Consider the following 17,844-nt stretch of genomic DNA (forward strand, 5'->3'; position numbering starts at 1 on the left):
TCAGTTGGTGCAAAGAATGGGACGATTCCATTATATGCCTCTCATTCATCGGCAATAGGACAATTAATCAAAAGTTTTCGTTAATTCCTGTCTTTTGGGAGAAGGTTCCTGGTTTTAGGAACGTTCTCCCAAAAGATGGGCCAGCAAGCGGCGGAGCCGTGCGGTAGCTGACAAGTGTACAAAAATAGAGTGCCTAAACTAGCGGAGTAATAGGACGCTCGAGAAAAACTTGACACAAACATTTTTGAGGAGAATTTGCGGTTTTCCTCCACTTCAGAGTATAATAAAGAAGTGTGCAATTCGAAGACGAATCTTAGTAAAGAAGAGATGCAGTAATACATAATTGTAAAAAGGATTCAAACTTATGAAGAGGAGGATACCGGATGTCTTTTGTGCAATTACAGGTGAATAGTGCCTACTCATTGCTTCAAAGTACTTTATCTGTTGAAGAACTAGTCTTATCTGCTAAAGAAAGAGGCTATGAAGCTCTAGCTTTGACCGATCAAAATGTACTTTATGGAGCCGTCGACTTTTATAAATTGTGTCTCAAACATGAGATTAAACCCATTGTAGGGCTGACACTTGAAATGATGGGATCTGTCCAATCCGATCAAACATTTTCGCTGGTCTTACTAGCTGAAACAAACCAAGGTTATCAACAGTTGATTTCGTTGTCTACGAAAAAAATGCTGTCTCCTGATCAGACTTTCTCTTTTGCAGAATTGGCCCCTTATATAGAAGGATTGATTGCTTTATCACCAGGAGAAACAGGGGAAATCGAACAATTATTGTTAAATGGACAATTTGATGAAGCTGGAACAGTGGCTAGGAAATACAAAGAACTATTTTCAGCCGATCAATTTTTGATCTGTATCCAACTGCACGAAGACTTGTCGTCGATCAAGGATCAGTTAATTCATTTAACAGAGGAACTAGCGATAGAGACGGTCGCTTTGAATGATGTGCGTTATTTAAATCAAGAAGATGCATTCAGTTTAAAAGTACTTCGATCGATTGATAAAGGAGAACAGCTGACAAGCCATGACGGAACTTTATTTGGTACGCGCAATTTACCAGAATGTTCAGTGATGGAGCAGCAATTCAGAGAAGCTGGTCTAGAAGAAGCAGCTCAAAATACAGCTAAGATAGCTAAGCGTATTGCAATGGACATCCCTTTGCAGCAACGATTGCTGCCTAAATATCCGATTGAAAATGGAAAAGCTACGACAGCTTACTTAGAAGAGTTATGTCAAAAAGGGCTGAAAAAAAGAGTTCCACATGCAGATGACCGCTATAAAAAACGATTGGCTTATGAATTGAGTGTGATTCAAAAAATGGGCTTTGAAGATTACTTCTTGATTGTTTGGGATGTCATGGCTTACGCTCATCAAGCTAAAATCGTTACTGGGGCAGGCCGAGGATCCGCAGCTGGTTCTCTCGTTTCGTTTGTACTTGAGATAACAGATGTAGATCCTATACGCTACAACTTGCTGTTTGAACGGTTTTTAAACGAAGAACGATACAATATGCCGGATATCGATTTGGATTTTCCCGATAATCGACGAGATGAAGTTTTACAATACGTCAAAAACAAATATGGAAAAGACCACGTCGCACAGATTATTACATTCGGTACGTTGGCAGCAAAAATGGCACTTAGAGATACGGCCCGTGTATTTGGGTTGAAACAAGAAGAGTCTAACCAATGGTCAAAAGCGATTCCTAGTCAGCTGGGCATTACTTTAGAAGAAGCTTATCGACAGTCTTCTGCTTTACAGCAGCTGGTCAATAAGAATAATCAAAATCAATTGATGTTCGAGACAGCTAAAAAAATCGAAGGGCTGCCCCGACACACTTCCACACATGCGGCAGGTGTAGTGATCAGCGACCAGAAGCTAGAGTCTGTTATTCCGCTTCAAGAAGGCAGCAATTCAATAGCATTAACACAATATCCGATGGGAAATGTAGAGGAAATTGGTTTATTGAAAATGGATTTTCTAGGATTGAAAAACCTGACGATTTTAGGAGAAGCATTGAAAATCATTCAACAAGACACCGGAACACCTCTCCAGGCTCAAGACATTCCGATGGATGATCCAGAAACACTGAAATTGTTCCAACGAGCAGATACAGTAGGGATTTTCCAGTTTGAGTCTGGTGGTATCAAAAATGTATTGCGAAAACTCCATCCCGAATCGATAGAAGACATTGCAGCGGTCAATGCTTTATATCGTCCAGGTCCAATGGAACAGATCGATGTATTTGTCAAACGGAAGAAAGGCGAATTGCCGATTGAATATCCGCACGAAAGTTTAAAAGAGATTTTAGAAGTGACTTATGGAGTAATGGTTTATCAAGAGCAAGTTATGCAAGTGGCTTCTAAAATGGCAGGGTATTCTTTAGGACAAGCTGATATCTTACGCAGAGCTATCGGGAAAAAGAAAAAAGAATTGATTGATGCTGAAAGAGTCCATTTTGTAAAAGGGGCTAAAGAACAGGGGTACGCTGAACAAGACGCTAAAAAAGTGTACGATTATATTGAACGCTTTGCCAACTATGGTTTTAACCGTTCCCATTCGATCGCCTATTCTTTTATCGGGTATCAAATGGCCTATATCAAAGTGCATCACCCACAAGCTTTCTATATCGCGCTGTTAAATTCAGCGCTGCACAATACCACTAAAATGAAAGATTATTTGTTGGAAGCGAAAAAAAGGAAAATCCCTGTATTTAATCCAGACATCAATCAAAGTTATTCGCATTTTACCAAAAAAGGATCCGGCATTCTCTTTGGTTTAGCTACTATAAAAGGATTGAGAAGAGACTATGTGTCTGAAATCATCCAAAAGAGAAGAAATGAAGGATCGTATAAAGACTTTATTCATTTTTTGAGAAGAATGGATACGAAGTGGTTGAAAGAAGAATTTATCTTGCCGTTGGTTTATGTAGGAGCATTTGACGACTTCCAATATTCCAGAGGGACGTTGATCCATTCACTGGAAAATATTCTGACAAGCGTCAAATTCAGCGGTGACAATGTAGGACTGTTTGATGTATTGCAGCCTAAGTACGAAGAAGCTCCTGACATGACTGCAGCTGAAAAATTGGAAGCAGAAAATACGTATTTAGGAGTGTATTTGTCTGGACACCCTACTGAAAAATACGATGATTTGCGCAAAGTAAAACAAGCTTCTTACATTAAAGATCTGGTCAATGGAAAGACCGCAAAACTAATCGGACAAGTAAAAGAAATCAAAAAAATCACCACTAAAAAAGGTGAACCGATGGCTTTTGTAGAAATCAGTGATACTTCCGGAGACATCTCTTTGACATTGTTCCCAAAAGTTTACCGTAAATACATCCAATCGCTCGAAAAAAGCAAAGTGTTGTACGTGGAAGGAAAGGTAGAAGCCAGAGCGGGACAAGGTCTGCAGGTCTTGGTACATCAAATACAAGAAGCCGAGAAGTTGGAAGAAAACCGAGAGACGAAAAAATGTTTTATTCGCATAGAAGAGACCAATGAAGACAACGCTACTCTAAACCGATTACAAGAATATTTAGCAGATTATCCAGGTGCGATTCCGGTTATTTTATATTATGTCAAGACCAATAAAAAAATGGGATTGCAAGAGAAATTTTGGATAAAAAATTCTCCAGAACTCGTAAAAGCAGTTGAAGATTTATTAGGCAAAGGAAACATTGTGATCGAGTGAGATTAAAATATTCTAAAAAATGAAAAATATCTGAAAAGAATAACAGAATTCATAAGACAATTTATCTGAAAAATGGTAGAATGTCCTTGTTGGCTTATTTATGTATAAATAAATATCACATTATTTATACAGGATCATCTTTATATTTATATTTTTTGTTTACTATAACTTTTATGAGGTGAAAGTGGAATATGAAACGTATCGCTGTTTTAACAAGTGGAGGAGACGCTCCTGGAATGAACGCAGCTATTAGAGCTGTTGTTCGTAAAGCTCTTTACGAAGGAATGGAAGTTTTCGGAATCAATTATGGATATGCTGGCTTAGTAGCTGGAGATATTCGTCAATTACACCATAACGATGTAGGAGATATGATTTCTAGAGGGGGTACTTTTCTTTATTCAGCACGTTATCCTGAATTTGCTACTGAAGAAGGGCAATTAAAAGGGATTGAACAATTAAAGAAATTTGGTATCGAAGGCTTAGTAGTTGTTGGTGGAGACGGTTCTTATAGAGGCGCTCTTGCTCTTACAAAACATGGGTACCCAACTATTGGTCTTCCAGGAACAATCGATAACGATATTCCAGGAACTGATTTTTGTATTGGATTCGATACTGCTATCAATACTGTTTTGGACTCTTTAGATAAAATTCGTGATACGGCTACTAGTCATGTTCGTACTTTTATTGTAGAAGTTATGGGACGGAATGCTGGAGACATCGCTCTTTGGGCAGGTGTATCTGGTGGAGTAGAACAAATCATCATTCCGGAGAAAGAATTTGACATGGCTGAAGTAGCTGCTAAGATTACTGAAGGCCGTGAAAAAGGGAAAAAACATACGATTATTATCCTTGCTGAAGGGGTAATGAACGGGAATAATTTTGCAGAAGAATTGTATAAATTTGGAGATTTCCATGCTCGTGTAACTGTTTTAGGACACGTTCAACGTGGAGGATCGCCTACTGCCAGAGACCGCGTTTTAGCTAGCCAATTTGGAGCTAGAGCTGTTGACTACCTAAAAGAAGGTATGGGCGGACTTTGCTTGGGAATCGTGAACAATAAAATGATTGCTTCTGATATCGTTACAACCTTGGAAAAAGGAATACACCAACCAGATGTTTCATTATACAAACTAAACCAAGAAATTTCTAACTAAAGATTTCTTCAAAAAGTGGATTTACTTATTTTTCTGCGGTAAGATAAATAGTGAATCCAATAATCATGTGTATAAAATTTAAAAAGTTAAACTAATAAGTTAGGAGTTTTGAATAATGAAAAAAACAAAAATTGTTTGTACTATTGGACCAGCAAGTGAGTCCGTAGATTATTTAGTAAAGATGATCGATGCAGGAATGAACGTTGCACGATTAAATTTCTCACACGGGGACTTTGAAGAACATGGAGCAAGAATTAAAAATATTCGCGAAGCTTCAAGAATCACTGGGAAAATGGTTGCTCTCTTATTAGATACAAAAGGACCAGAAATACGTACTCACAACATGAAAGAAGGAAAAGTAGTCTTTTCTACTGGAGAGGTTGTACGCGTTGCAATGAACGAAGTTGAAGGAACACAAGAAAAGTTCTCTGTAACTTACGCTGAATTGATCAACGATGTAAATCCTGGTTCTCACATTTTATTAGATGATGGTTTGATCGATTTATTGGTAACTGATATTGACATGGACAACCAAGAAATTGTAACGACTGTACAAAATGCCGGAACATTGAAAAACAAAAAAGGTGTAAACGTACCAGGCGTTTCTGTTAACCTTCCTGGTATCACTGAAAAAGATGCTGCTGATATCCGTTTTGGTTTAAGCCAAGATATCGATTTTATTGCAGCAAGTTTCGTACGTCGCGCTACTGATGTATTAGAAATCACTCAAATTTTAGAAGAAGAAAACATGACTCATGTTAAAATCATCCCTAAAATCGAAAGCCAAGAAGGCGTAGACAATATTGACGAAATCTTAAAAGTTTCTGATGGTTTAATGGTTGCTCGTGGAGACCTTGGTGTAGAAATCCCAACGGAAGAAGTTCCTATTGTTCAAAAAGACTTGATCCGCAAATGTAATGCTTTAGGTAAACCAGTTATTACAGCAACACAAATGTTGGATTCAATGCAAAACAATCCTCGTCCAACACGTGCTGAAGCAAGTGACGTGGCAAATGCTATCTTTGACGGTACAGATGCAATCATGTTATCTGGTGAAACAGCTGCTGGAGATTACCCAGTTGAAGCTGTTCAAACAATGGCACGTATCGCTGTTCGTACTGAAGAAGCATTAGTAAACCAAGCTTCATTCACATTAAAAGCTTACGACCAAGGCGATATGACAGAAGCTATTGGACAATCTGTAGGACATACAGCCCGTAACTTGAACATTGATACTATCGTTGCGGCAACTGAATCAGGACACACAGCTCAAATGATTTCTAAATATCGTCCAAAATCTACTATTGTAGCAGTTACTTTCTCTGAAAGAACTATGCGCGGATTAGCTTTATCATGGGGTGTTTACCCAATAGTTTCTGAAAAACCAGAATCCACAGACGATATGTTCAACTTAGCTACAGGTATTGCTCAAGATAAAGGGTATGCTAAAGAAGGCGATTTGATCATTATTACGGCTGGTGTTCCAGTTGGAGAACGTGGAACAACTAACTTGATGAAAATTCAAATGATCGGTTCTAAACTAGTACGCGGACATGGCGTTGGTAATGAATCTGTTATTGGTAAAGCTGTTGTAGCTTTAAACGCTCAAGAAGCTAATGAAAAGAGTGTAGAAGGTTGCGTATTAGTAACTAAGACTACAGACAAAGATTACTTGCCTGCTATCGAAAAAGCTGCTGCAATTATTGTTGAACAAGGTGGTTTAACAAGTCATGCTGCAGTAATTGGGATTGCTATGGGAATTCCAGTTATTGTTGGTACAGAAGATGCAACTAGTGTTATTTCTGACAATGAATTGATTACAGTAGACTCTCGCCGTGGTATCGTATACCGTGGAGCTACATCTGCTATCTAAGTTCATTCAAGCAATAAAAAAGGCAACTCTCAGAAATCTACTTTCTGGGAGTTTTTTCGTTTTAATCTGTATTTTACATAATAAAATTATGGTAAACTAAAAAAGAAAAAACTTTAAGGAGTGTATAACTATGAATCAATCATTAGGAACAATTATTACGGGAATCGTAACCGATATTAATGACAAAGCTTACTTTGTGCAAAAGAGCGGTATTACTTATGAGCTGCCAAAGACGGAAACAACGTCATATGAACTTGGAGATGCTGTAGAAGGGTTTGCCTATGTTTCTTTAAACAAGGATTACAAGCTAACTCAAGATCTTCCTAAGGTACAAATCGGACAATATGCTTTCAGCAAAGTTATTGATGTACGCAGAGACTTAGGTGTTTTCGTGGATATTGGATTACCCGATAAAGAAATTGTTGTTTCGCTGGATGAATTGCCGACAGAAAAACAATTATTGCCTAAAAAAGGCGATCAATTATTAGTAACCCTTCGCGTGGATGAAAAAGACCGGATGTGGGGCGAATTAGCGGATGAAGAATTTTTTGTTTCATTGTCAAAAAAAGCTTCGGAAGAATTAGTCAATAAAGACATTAAAGGCATTGCTTACCGTTTAAAAGTTGTTGGAACCTATGTGTTGACAGAAGGCAATCATTTAGGCTTTATCCATCCTTCTCAAAGAGATGCAGAACCCAGACTAGGAGAAGAAATTTCTGGTCGTGTCATTGGAATCGGACAAGAAGGAACCGTCAATATTTCCTTAAAACCTAGAGCCCATGAAGCTATTCCTGAAGATGCGGCTATGTTGTTAGCCATCTTGGAACGTTCAAGAGATGGCAGCTTCCCATATACAGATAAAAGTTCTCCCGAAGAGATCAAATTGCATTTTGGAATCAGCAAAGGCCAATTCAAGCGCGCTATCGGAAACTTATTGAAACAACGAAAAATTGTTCAAGTTGACGGTGAAACACGCTTAGTAAAAAACGATTCAGCTGAACAGGAATAATGTTTAGACCGAATAGCGCACTTTTTGAAAAAGGAATTAAGAACCGACCTTTTTAAGCGGAATGGAGCGGATTTTAAGTGAAGGAAGATTTAGAAGAATACATCCGTTATTTGAGGATTGAACGTGGCTTAGCGGATAACACTATTGAAAGCTACAACAGAGACTTAAAACAGTATTTGGATCATTTAGCAAAAGAAGCCATAGACGATTGGCATCAAGTTGATCGGTATACGATATTATCTTTTCTACAGCACTTAAAAGAGCTGAAGAAGTCTTCTGCTACCGTTATTCGAATGGTTTCCAGTTTAAGAAGATTCCACCAATACTTGAAACAAGAACAACGGTCTTCTGTTGACCCGATGCTGCATATTGATACTCCAAAAAAAGCACAGACCTTACCAAAAGTGTTGTCGATGACAGAGGTCGAAAAAATGATTGAAACACCAAATGTGGATGAAGTTTTAGGCCTGAGAGACAGAGCTATTTTGGAAGTCATGTATGCGACAGGCTTGAGGGTATCCGAGTTGACAGAATTAAAAATGGATGATCTGCATTTATCTTTGGGGTTGATTCAGACCATTGGAAAAGGGGATAAAGAGCGGATCATTCCAATCGGTGATCTGGCTATCAAATGGATCGAAAACTATCTGAAGTATAGCCGAAGAAAACTAGAAAAACCGGATAAGAGAAGCCCTTATTTGTTTTTGAATCATCACGGAAGAAAATTAACTCGGCAAGGCATATGGAAAAACTTAAAAGCTTTAGTAGAAAAAGCTGGAATAGAAAAAGAAGTGACACCTCATACATTGCGGCATTCATTTGCGACACATCTGCTCGAAAATGGGGCTGATTTAAGAGTGGTGCAAGAGTTGCTGGGGCATTCGGATATTTCAACTACTCAAATATACACACACATTACTAAGCAGCGGATGGCAAAAGTATATAAAACCTATCATCCAAGAGCATAAAGACAGCGAAAACTCTCGATATTTTATCCGTTTTCATCTATAATTGGAGTGTCATACAGATAAGTTATAAGGAGGAATTATGTTGGAATATAAAAGAGTACATTTGATCGTAATGGATTCAGTAGGTATCGGAGAAGCTCCCGATGCTGATAAATTTAATGATGTAGGCAGTGACACATTAGGTCATATTGCTGAAGAAGTTGGGTTAAAGATCCCCCATTTAGAAAAATTAGGACTGGGAAATATTCGTCCTTTAAAAGGTGTTCAAAATATAGCTGACCACCTAGGTTACTACACTAAACTAGAAGAAGTATCTGTCGGAAAAGACACGATGACTGGACACTGGGAAATCATGGGATTGAATATCCAAACACCTTTTAGAGTATTTCCAGATGGTTTCCCAGATGACTTGATCCATAAAATCGAAGAACATACAGGACGTAAAATCGTTGGGAACAAACCAGCTAGTGGAACAGAGATTATTGATGAATATGGCGAACATCAAATGAAAACAGGTGATTTGATCGTTTATACATCAGCAGATCCTGTTCTTCAAATCGCAGCTCATGAAGAAGTCATTCCGTTAGAAGAATTGTACAGCATTTGCGAATATGTAAGAAACATTACTTTAGAAGATCCTTACATGATCGGCCGCATCATTGCCCGTCCATACCTAGGAGAACCAGGAAACTTCACGCGTACCAGCAATCGTCATGATTATGCGTTAGATCCATTCGGCAACACCGTCTTGGATTCCTTAAAAGATGCTGGAAAAGATGTGATCGCAATTGGTAAAATCAATGATATCTATAACGGACAAGGCATCACAGAGTTTGTTCGTACCAAGAGCAATATGGATGGCGTAGACCAACTATTAAAAATAATGGATAAAGAGTTTACCGGGTTAAGCTTTTTGAATCTAGTAGACTTTGATGCAGCTTTTGGTCATCGTCGTGATGTAAAAGGTTACGGTGAAGCTATTGAAGACTTTGACGGACGAATGGAAGAGATTCTTGGCAAATTGAGAGAAGACGATTTACTGTTGATTACAGCAGATCATGGAAATGATCCTACAGCACCAGGAACCGATCATACACGTGAATATGTACCATTATTGGCTTATTCTCCATCAATGAAACAAACAGGAGAATTGACTCAAGGACATTTTGCAGATATTGGAACCACTATTGCAGAGAATTTTGGTGTGCCTAGCACAGGATTTGGCGAAAGTTTTCTCGATCAATTAAACTAAACTATTCAGGAGGATATTATGACTCAAACCATGCAAGAAAGAATTACAGAAGCAGCAGCTTACATTAAAGAACAAGGGGTAACTCAAGTAGATGTAGGATTGATTCTTGGGTCAGGGCTTGGAGAATTGGGCGAAGAAGTAGAACAACCTATTGCGATCCCTTATGAAACGATTCCCCACTTCCCGGTGTCTACAGTTGTGGGACATGCTGGACAATTAGTATACGGTACATTAGGCGGACAAATGGTGTTAGCTATGCAAGGAAGATTCCATTACTATGAAGGGTATTCGTTGGAAGAAGTGACTTTCCCGGTTCGTGTGATGAAAGAATTAGGTATTCACTCTGTTGTTGTCACGAATGCTGCAGGTGGAGTCAATACATCATTTGAACCTGGCGATCTAATGATGATCACAGATCAAATCAACTTCACAGGCGTCAATCCTTTGCATGGCCCTAACGATGAGAATCTAGGACCGCGTTTTGCAGATATGAGTCATGCTTATGATGCGGAATACCAAGAAATAGTGCGCAAAGTAGCACAAGAGCAAGGTATCGCTTTACAAGAAGGAGTTTACATGGGCTTTTCTGGTCCAACCTACGAGACGCCTGCAGAAATCAGAATGGCTCGTACTTTTGGAGCAGATGCAGTTGGAATGTCAACTGTACCGGAAGTAATCGTAGCAAATCATGGTGGATTAAGAGTCATGGGTGTTTCTTGCATCACTAACTTAGCTGCTGGCATGCAAGCTAACCTGAATCACGAGGAAGTGGTTGAAACCACTACTCGCGTAAAAGAAACATTCAAGTCTTTTGTAAAAGCTATTTTAGCGAATATGTAAATCCGCAACAATTTTAGAGGGGTACAAAATCAGCAAGGTGTTAGATCAAAATCACTATTTGATCTAACACCTTCCTATTTGCACAGAGCCAAGCTGTTGTTTAGGCACGTTGTGAAAAACCGTATATTATGATACAGTATCTAAAGTATATTAAGGGAGTAAGGGGTATGGTAAAGATGAATGAAAATATGTTGACTGGAACAATGAAAATCAATGCTGACAATCATTTAGAGATCGGCGGAGTCGATACAGTGGATTTAGTCCAAAAATACGGTACTCCCATCTATGTTTACGATATTGCACGAATAAAAGCACAAGCAAATGAATTTAAAACAGCTTTCGCAGATAAAAATGTCACTGCACAAGTCGCTTATGCGAGTAAAGCTTTTTCCTGTTTAGCCTTGTATCAAATCTTAGCTAAAGAAGGCGTTTCATTAGATGTGGTTTCTGGCGGAGAATTGTATACTGCTATCCAAGCGAAATTTCCAAGTCATAAAATCCATTTTCATGGGAACAATAAGTCTGAAGAAGAAATACAAGCTGCATTAGACTATCAAATCGGCTGTTTTGTAGTAGATAATTTTTATGAATTGGACCTATTAGATAGGTTGACGCGGAACTGTGAACAACATACGAAAGTTCTTATTCGAGTTACACCTGGAGTGGAAGCTCATACGCATGAATATATATCTACTGGTCAAGTGGATTCAAAATTTGGATTCGATATGAATAGTGGACAAGCCGAACGGGCTCTTCAATTGATTTCCAAAATGCCTTATCTTGAGGTATTAGGGTTACATAGCCATATCGGATCGCAGATTTTTGAGACGGACGGCTTTAAAATGGCTATCGAACGACTATTCAGCCAAACTAAAAAGTGGCAGACAGATTTTGGTTTCGAGTTGAAGGTGCTGAATCTCGGTGGCGGATTTGGTATCCGTTATGTGCCGGAAGATGAACCTCTAGCTATTGAAGAACATGTAAAAGCGATTATTTCGGAAATGGAGTCCAGTACAGCACGCTTAGATTTGCCTATACCAGAAATTTGGATCGAACCAGGCCGAAGTTTAGTGGGAGATGCAGGAATTACGTTGTATCAAACAGGTTCACAGAAACACATTCCAGAGGTGAGAAATTATTTGGCTGTGGACGGAGGTATGTCAGATAACATTCGTCCAGCCTTATATGATGCAAAATATACAGGTATTTTAGCAAATAGAGCCGGTGCCCCTGTCGATGACGTGTATTCCATAGCAGGAAAAGCCTGTGAATCAGGTGATATGCTGATCTGGGATTTACCGTTGCCTAAACCGGCGTCTAAAGATATTTTAGCTGTTTTCAGTACAGGTGCATATGGCTATGCAATGGCAAGTAATTACAATCGTATTCCTCGCCCGCCAGTGGTTTTTGTCGAAAATGGAAAAGACTTCTTGGCAATTAAACGCGAAACGTATGCAGATTTAATGAAATTAGAGCAATCTATTGTATTAGAGTAATTTTTAGATACTGTAAAAAAGCTGTTTGTTCAAGCTTTTTGAAACATCAGGAGGATAATATGTTAGTAGGCTATAAGAAAAACTATAAAAAAATCACGATGGGATTATTATCGTTTATTCCAGACTTAAAAGACATTCAACGATTGAATGATGAAATGGAATGGTATGAACGAGAAGAAAACCGGCAACTGTACTTGTGGTCAAGTGAAGAAACAAGTGATTTTATTGGAGTAATAGGGGTAGAAGCTGGAGAAGAAATGGTATTGCTTCGTCATATTGCTATCAATCCTTCGTATCGTAATGAAGGGATTAGTTTTGATATGTTAAATGCTTTAGAAGAAATGTATCCAAATCAAAAAATTATCAGCACCTTGGAAACAGGTCAAATCGTTGCGAAATGGGAATTAGAAAAGAAATGATGAGAAATTAGGGGGATTTATGTTCCAACGTTGGAATATGGAAAACCTAAAGTATAAGGAGGATAACATCAATGTCAGAGATCACTATAAAAATTGATGTTTTCGAAGGACCTCTGGATTTATTGCTGCATTTAATACAGCAATTAGAAGTAGATATTTATGATATTCCAATTGCGGAGATCACTTCTCAGTACTTGGCATACGTCCATACAATGAAAATGTTGGAACTGGACGTGGCAGGAGATTATTTGATCATGGCAGCCACTTTAATGGCCATAAAAAGCAAATTGTTATTGCCGAAGCCGGATTTAGATGAAGAGGAAGATTTCTATGAAGAAGGAATAGATCCAAGAGAAGCACTAGTGGATCAATTGTTGGAATATCAAAAATACAAACAAGCGGCTTCTATGTTGAAATCAAAAGAAGAAGAGAGAAGTCTTTATTTTACAAAAGAACCCAGTAATTTAGAAGATTATCAAATCGATATTGAACTGGAGCCGGAAAAAGTTCAAGTGATCGATTTAGTTTTGGCATTTCAAGAAATGTTGTCTAAAAAGAAACTAAAAGCGCCAGTTCAGACTAGAATTGTTTCTGAAGAAGTGACTTTAGAAGAAAAAATGGACACCATCATTCATAAAATAAAACGTCACGGGAAAAGCAACCCGATTTTATTTTCAGAATTATTTGATTCTGGTGACCGAAATGAAATTGTACTGACTTTTTTAGCCTTATTGGAATTAATGAAAGGCAAAGAAATTGAGATCCAGCAGGAGAAAGCATTTGAAGAAATCAAGATTTTTTCAACGGATTCAGAACGAATAGGAGCGAGTATACATGGATGAAGCGGCAATTGAGGCATTGCTTTTTGTTGCAGGAGATGAAGGTTTGTCTTTAGAAGAAATTGCCTCCTTATTGGAAACCTCAACCCAAACAGTCTATGCTGAGTTAATGAAGTTGCAAGAAAAATACAAAATCAGTGAAAGCGGTTTGACTTTATTGGAAGTTGGAAACCGATTTGAATTAGCTACCAAGAAAGAGTATTCGACGGTTGTAAAAAAATATGCTGCTTCTCCTTTCGCTACAAACTTATCCCAAGCTGGACTAGAAACCTTGGCTATCATCGCTTACAAACAGCCAATCACGCGAATGGAAATCGATGAGATCCGTGGTGTGCAGTCTAGTGGATCTTTACAGAAGCTGGTTTTAAGAGGATTGATCAAAGAAAGAGGACGAGTGGAAACTCCCGGTCGTCCAATTCTGTATGGAACAACCGATTATTTTATGGATTATTTTGGGTTGAAAAAACTGTCAGAATTGCCGGATATAACTGAACTGGACATGGAGAATGAAGAGAAAGAAACGGATTTGTTTTTTGAACGTTTCAATGAGCAGTTCAATGATGCCATGAACAATCATTAAATAGAATCGTATAAAAAATAAGGGGTGAAAACGTGTGGAAAGATTACAAAAGGTAATGGCACATGCGGGCGTGGATTCACGACGCAAATGTGAGACTTTAATTACACAAGGACGTGTAAAAGTAAATGGAAAAGTAGTAACTGAGTTGGGCGTTCAAGTCAATCAAAGTGATTTGATCGAAGTGGACAATATTCCAGTTGATCGGGAAGAACCTGTATACTTTTTATTGAATAAACCGAGGAATATGATTACAGCCGTTTCAGATGACAAAGGAAGACCAGTCGTAACGGATTTATTTTTTGGTGTTGAACAACGCATCTACCCTGTGGGCCGCTTAGATTATGATACTACAGGCGCACTGATTCTGACCAATGATGGAGAATTTTCTCAATTATTGATGCATCCAAAACATGAGATAGAAAAGGTCTATGTGGCTAAAGTAAAAGGCTTGATTCAACGTAAAACATTGCGTCAACTTGAAAAAGGTGTCGTGATTGAAGGGAAAAAGACTGCTCCAGCCTCAACGAAATTGTTGTCTTCAAATGTTGAAAAACAAACTTCTATTGTACAGATTACTATTCATGAAGGTAGAAATCGACAAGTTAAAAAGATGTTTGAAGCAGTAGGGCATCCCGTTCAAAAATTGACTAGAGAAGCCTATGGAAATCTAAATTTAAACGGACTCAACTCAGGGGACTGGCGAGAATTAAAACATTTTGAAGTTCAGCAATTGCGTGAATTAGCAAAAGATTAGTCAACTCTGCTAAAAAGCATTCGCTTTTTGATTTTTATCAAAAGCGAATGTTTTTTTTGAACAAATTGTGTCTTAGGTATGTTATGATTAATTTATGCTTTTTAATAAGAAAATGTAAGTGCTGCCGAATTGGAGTTTATTCAATTGGATGAAAGCGAATCAGTTGATTAAGATACTTTACGTTCTGTATAATGAACTCAATAAAGTATACACTTGGCGAAAGGGTGTAAGAATATTATGAATAATGAAACAGTAAATATACTTGTAGTGGATGATGAAGACCGTATTCGTCGTTTGTTGAAAATGTATTTAGAACGCGAAAACTATGTGGTCTCCGAAGCATGTGATGGTGAAGAAGCTTTAGAAATGGCTTTAGAAAATGATTACGATTTGATTTTATTGGACTTGATGATGCCGAACATGGACGGTATTGAAGCAGCAGAAAAGATCAGAGAAGAAAAAGCGACACCTATTATGATGATCACTGCTAAAGGAGAAGAAACGAACCGGATCCAAGGGTTTGAAATTGGAGCAGATGATTATATCGTTAAACCTTTTAGTCCTCGTGAAGTGGTTTTAAGGGTCATTGCTGTATTGAAAAGAACACATGTGGAGAAAAAAGATGAAGAGGATTCCGATGTGATCACAACGCCTCATATCGAGATTGACAACCGGTCGCATACCGTTTTTGTCGACAAAGCTGTTATCAATCTTACACCAAAAGAATATGATCTTCTGCTTTATTTAATGAAATCTCCCAATCAAATTTTCGGTAGAGAACAATTATTAAGAGAAGTATGGAAATACGAGTTCTTTGGTGATTTAAGAACGGTTGATACCCATATCAAACGCCTAAGAGAAAAATTAGCCAAACAATCTAAAGAAGCATCAAAAAATATTGTAACGGTTTGGGGTTTGGGGTATAAATTTAATGCGTCTCCTGAGGACTCAGAAAAGTAGGTCGAGAAGTAAATGAGAGTAACCAACATTTCTACAAAAATATGGCTGATTATTATGGGGATCATAGGATTGTTTTTTTTTACATGTATCTTGTCTTTTCGTTCTTTGTACAATCAAAGTATAGAACGGCAATACATCACAGAGTTTGAAGAAACGATTCTGGAAATAGAAAACTATGTTGAAACAAATCCACAGCTGTTCTTAGAGCAGCTCGATAATATTAATAATGCCAGTATGCATATTCAATACAGAGTATTCAACAATGAGGATTTAGCTCATCAAGTTGATTTAAATAACCTTGGTTTAACGGATTTTCAACAAAAGGTGATTGAAGATCCCAAAGTACTGACTATTTTAAAAGAAAGAGATGACGCACAGATTGTTCAAACGGTACGTCAAGAAAACCGTTTAAAAGCTCCTTTTATTCTGCGTTTATATAATTTTGAGGCAAATCAACAAGACATGCTGCTCATCTCTTTCGGAGATTTATCCTTCCTGAATGAAATGCAAAGCAGTTTTAGAGATTGGATAGCGATTATCATCGTATTTTATTTGATTATTGGAGTCTGGTCGTTTTATTATTTGAGGAAACGTCTAGGTGAACCTGTGACTGAACTTCGAGATATTGCTTTTGATTACGCTACAAATGATTTTAGTCGAAAAGCTCAAGTGAGGCATAAAGACGAATTGTCTCAATTAGGTTTAGCAATGAATAAAATGGCTCGTTCTTTAGAAACCAGCGGTGCAGCAACAAGACAAGAAAAAGAGTTACTGGAAAATATCGTTACCAGTATCACCACCGGGATTTTATATTACAATCAGGATAAAACTTTATTGATGTCCAATCCCAGTGGAGAAGAGTTTTTAGAAAACTCCGAACAAGGGTATTTACCAGAAGACATTCGAGTACCAAGTTTTTTACAAAAAAAAATCGAAGAAGTGATTTCAACTTCAGAAAAAATACATTTTGAGCATATTGCCAATGATTATTATTATGAAGTCTACATTATCCCTTTGTTTGATGAAAATATTGAAAGTGTACGGGGTGTTCTGGTTTCTGCGCAAGATGTCACTCAAGAACGGCGTCTGGACACTATGAGGATCGATTTCATCAACAATGTTTCTCACGAACTGCGAACTCCTTTAGTGATGATCCAAGGGTACAGTGAAGCAATTGTAGACGATATTGCAGAAACAAAAGAAGAAAAACAGGAGATGGCGAAGATCATTGGAGAAGAATCACGCCGAATGAATCGTATGGTCAATGAAATGCTTGACTTATCAAGAGTAGAGTCCGGGTACATTACCCTAGAAAAGACCAAGGTCAATCTTCCGCAATTCTTCAATCAATTGTTCTCACGATTCAGTACGATGGCTTCCAATGGAAATGTCGCTTTGAGTTTAAACATACAGCCTAATTTAGAAACGTACATTATGGATAAAGATAAAATGGACCAAGTTTTTGTCAATTTAGTAAACAATGCTATCCGTCATACAATTATGGCTGACCGAAAAAAAGGACAAGTTAAAATCAAAGTATATCTAGATGTTATCGTGGATGAAGTTCTTATGGAAGTACAAGATAATGGAACAGGCATTCCCGAAGAGGATATCCCCTTTGTTTTTGAACGATTTTATAAAGCGGACAAGTCTAGAGCTACTCAAAGAGATAACCGTATTGGAACGGGAATCGGCTTGTCATTGGTCAAAAATATTGTAGAAGCACATGAAGGCTATGCAGAAGTGAAAAGTGAATTGGGCAAAGGTTCCAGTTTTATTGTTCATATGCCTTACATTGATGAAAATGAAATTGATATTGAGGAAAATAAGTAATTTACTAAAAAAAAGTAAGTGGAGTGCTGTCAAGCGAAAGTTAAAATGTCCTAAAACCAAGGCTCACATTAATGCAAGCTTTTACTTCGCAAAAGCTTGCATTAATGTGACCGAATTTGTTAAAATTAGTCTTAAGCTGTTTGTTCAGCTTCGT

14 protein-coding genes are annotated in these 17,844 nt (G+C 37.9%); all 14 read left to right on the top strand.

Annotated elements, in window-relative coordinates; translation table 11 throughout:
• Positions 1-383: 383 nt before the first annotated feature.
• Positions 384-3,713 carry a DNA polymerase III subunit alpha gene (gene dnaE / locus ACEN4L_RS12750; protein ID WP_407097610.1) on the top strand — a complete coding sequence of 1,110 codons (3,330 nt, stop codon included), beginning with the start codon at positions 384-386 and terminating at the stop codon, positions 3,711-3,713.
• Between the two features lie 191 nt (positions 3,714-3,904).
• The gene (gene pfkA, locus ACEN4L_RS12755) at positions 3,905-4,867 is read left to right on the top strand and encodes a 6-phosphofructokinase (protein ID WP_407097611.1); all 963 of its coding nucleotides are present in this window, start codon (positions 3,905-3,907) and stop codon (positions 4,865-4,867) included.
• Positions 4,868-4,982: 115 nt separating this feature from the next.
• Entirely contained in the window at positions 4,983-6,740 is a 1,758-nt protein-coding gene (pyk, locus tag ACEN4L_RS12760; protein ID WP_407097612.1) for a pyruvate kinase, read from the top strand.
• Between the two features lie 130 nt (positions 6,741-6,870).
• Positions 6,871-7,749, top strand: a complete 879-nt coding sequence (locus tag ACEN4L_RS12765; protein ID WP_407097613.1) for a S1 RNA-binding domain-containing protein — start codon at positions 6,871-6,873, stop codon at positions 7,747-7,749.
• A 77-nt stretch (positions 7,750-7,826) separates the two neighbouring features.
• Positions 7,827-8,717 carry a site-specific tyrosine recombinase XerD gene (gene xerD / locus ACEN4L_RS12770; protein WP_407097614.1) on the top strand — a complete coding sequence of 297 codons (891 nt, stop codon included), beginning with the start codon at positions 7,827-7,829 and terminating at the stop codon, positions 8,715-8,717.
• An 82-nt stretch (positions 8,718-8,799) separates the two neighbouring features.
• Positions 8,800-9,969, top strand: a complete 1,170-nt coding sequence (deoB, locus tag ACEN4L_RS12775; RefSeq protein WP_407097615.1) for a phosphopentomutase — start codon at positions 8,800-8,802, stop codon at positions 9,967-9,969.
• Between the two features lie 18 nt (positions 9,970-9,987).
• Positions 9,988-10,809, top strand: coding sequence for a purine-nucleoside phosphorylase (locus tag ACEN4L_RS12780; protein WP_407097616.1), 822 nt, complete (start codon positions 9,988-9,990; stop codon positions 10,807-10,809).
• 176 nt (positions 10,810-10,985) lie between these two features.
• Positions 10,986-12,305: a diaminopimelate decarboxylase gene (lysA, locus tag ACEN4L_RS12785; RefSeq protein ID WP_407097623.1), complete on the top strand. Its 1,320-nt coding sequence runs from the start codon at positions 10,986-10,988 to the stop codon at positions 12,303-12,305.
• Between the two features lie 59 nt (positions 12,306-12,364).
• Positions 12,365-12,724 (top strand): GNAT family N-acetyltransferase, encoded by a 360-nt coding sequence (locus ACEN4L_RS12790; protein ID WP_407097617.1) that lies wholly within the window; start codon positions 12,365-12,367, stop codon positions 12,722-12,724.
• Between the two features lie 71 nt (positions 12,725-12,795).
• Positions 12,796-13,566: a segregation/condensation protein A gene (locus ACEN4L_RS12795; protein WP_407097618.1), complete on the top strand. Its 771-nt coding sequence runs from the start codon at positions 12,796-12,798 to the stop codon at positions 13,564-13,566.
• Positions 13,559-14,143 carry an SMC-Scp complex subunit ScpB gene (gene scpB, locus ACEN4L_RS12800; protein WP_407097619.1) on the top strand — a complete coding sequence of 195 codons (585 nt, stop codon included), beginning with the start codon at positions 13,559-13,561 and terminating at the stop codon, positions 14,141-14,143. The genes ACEN4L_RS12795 and scpB overlap by 8 nt, the downstream gene beginning before the upstream one ends.
• Positions 14,144-14,177: 34 nt before the next feature.
• Positions 14,178-14,897, top strand: coding sequence for a pseudouridine synthase (locus ACEN4L_RS12805; protein ID WP_407097620.1), 720 nt, complete (start codon positions 14,178-14,180; stop codon positions 14,895-14,897).
• 237 nt (positions 14,898-15,134) lie between these two features.
• A complete protein-coding gene (locus tag ACEN4L_RS12810; RefSeq protein ID WP_407097621.1) occupies positions 15,135-15,857 on the top strand; it encodes a response regulator transcription factor in 723 nt (240 codons plus the stop codon).
• A gap of 12 nt (positions 15,858-15,869) precedes the next feature.
• Positions 15,870-17,690 (top strand): ATP-binding protein, encoded by a 1,821-nt coding sequence (locus ACEN4L_RS12815; RefSeq protein WP_407097622.1) that lies wholly within the window; start codon positions 15,870-15,872, stop codon positions 17,688-17,690.
• The last annotated feature ends 154 nt before the right edge of the window (positions 17,691-17,844 follow it).

The sequence above is a fragment of the Desemzia sp. FAM 23988 genome (assembly GCF_045528365.1).
Taxonomy (GTDB): Bacteria; Bacillota; Bacilli; order Lactobacillales; family Carnobacteriaceae; genus Desemzia.

Bases quoted from the DNA above. Each gene is read 5' to 3' on its own strand.
- ACEN4L_RS12795 (WP_407097618.1), top strand. From the start codon at position 12,796: ATGTCAGAGATCACTATAAAAATTGATGTTTTCGAAGGACCTCTGGAT.
- ACEN4L_RS12790 (WP_407097617.1), top strand. From the start codon at position 12,365: ATGTTAGTAGGCTATAAGAAAAACTATAAAAAAATCACGATGGGATTA.
- lysA (WP_407097623.1), top strand. From the start codon at position 10,986: ATGAATGAAAATATGTTGACTGGAACAATGAAAATCAATGCTGACAAT.
- ACEN4L_RS12780 (WP_407097616.1), top strand. From the start codon at position 9,988: ATGACTCAAACCATGCAAGAAAGAATTACAGAAGCAGCAGCTTACATT.
- dnaE (WP_407097610.1), top strand. From the start codon at position 384: ATGTCTTTTGTGCAATTACAGGTGAATAGTGCCTACTCATTGCTTCAA.
- ACEN4L_RS12810 (WP_407097621.1), top strand. From the start codon at position 15,135: ATGAATAATGAAACAGTAAATATACTTGTAGTGGATGATGAAGACCGT.
- ACEN4L_RS12815 (WP_407097622.1), top strand. From the start codon at position 15,870: ATGAGAGTAACCAACATTTCTACAAAAATATGGCTGATTATTATGGGG.
- pyk (WP_407097612.1), top strand. From the start codon at position 4,983: ATGAAAAAAACAAAAATTGTTTGTACTATTGGACCAGCAAGTGAGTCC.
- pfkA (WP_407097611.1), top strand. From the start codon at position 3,905: ATGAAACGTATCGCTGTTTTAACAAGTGGAGGAGACGCTCCTGGAATG.
- ACEN4L_RS12765 (WP_407097613.1), top strand. From the start codon at position 6,871: ATGAATCAATCATTAGGAACAATTATTACGGGAATCGTAACCGATATT.
- scpB (WP_407097619.1), top strand. From the start codon at position 13,559: ATGGATGAAGCGGCAATTGAGGCATTGCTTTTTGTTGCAGGAGATGAA.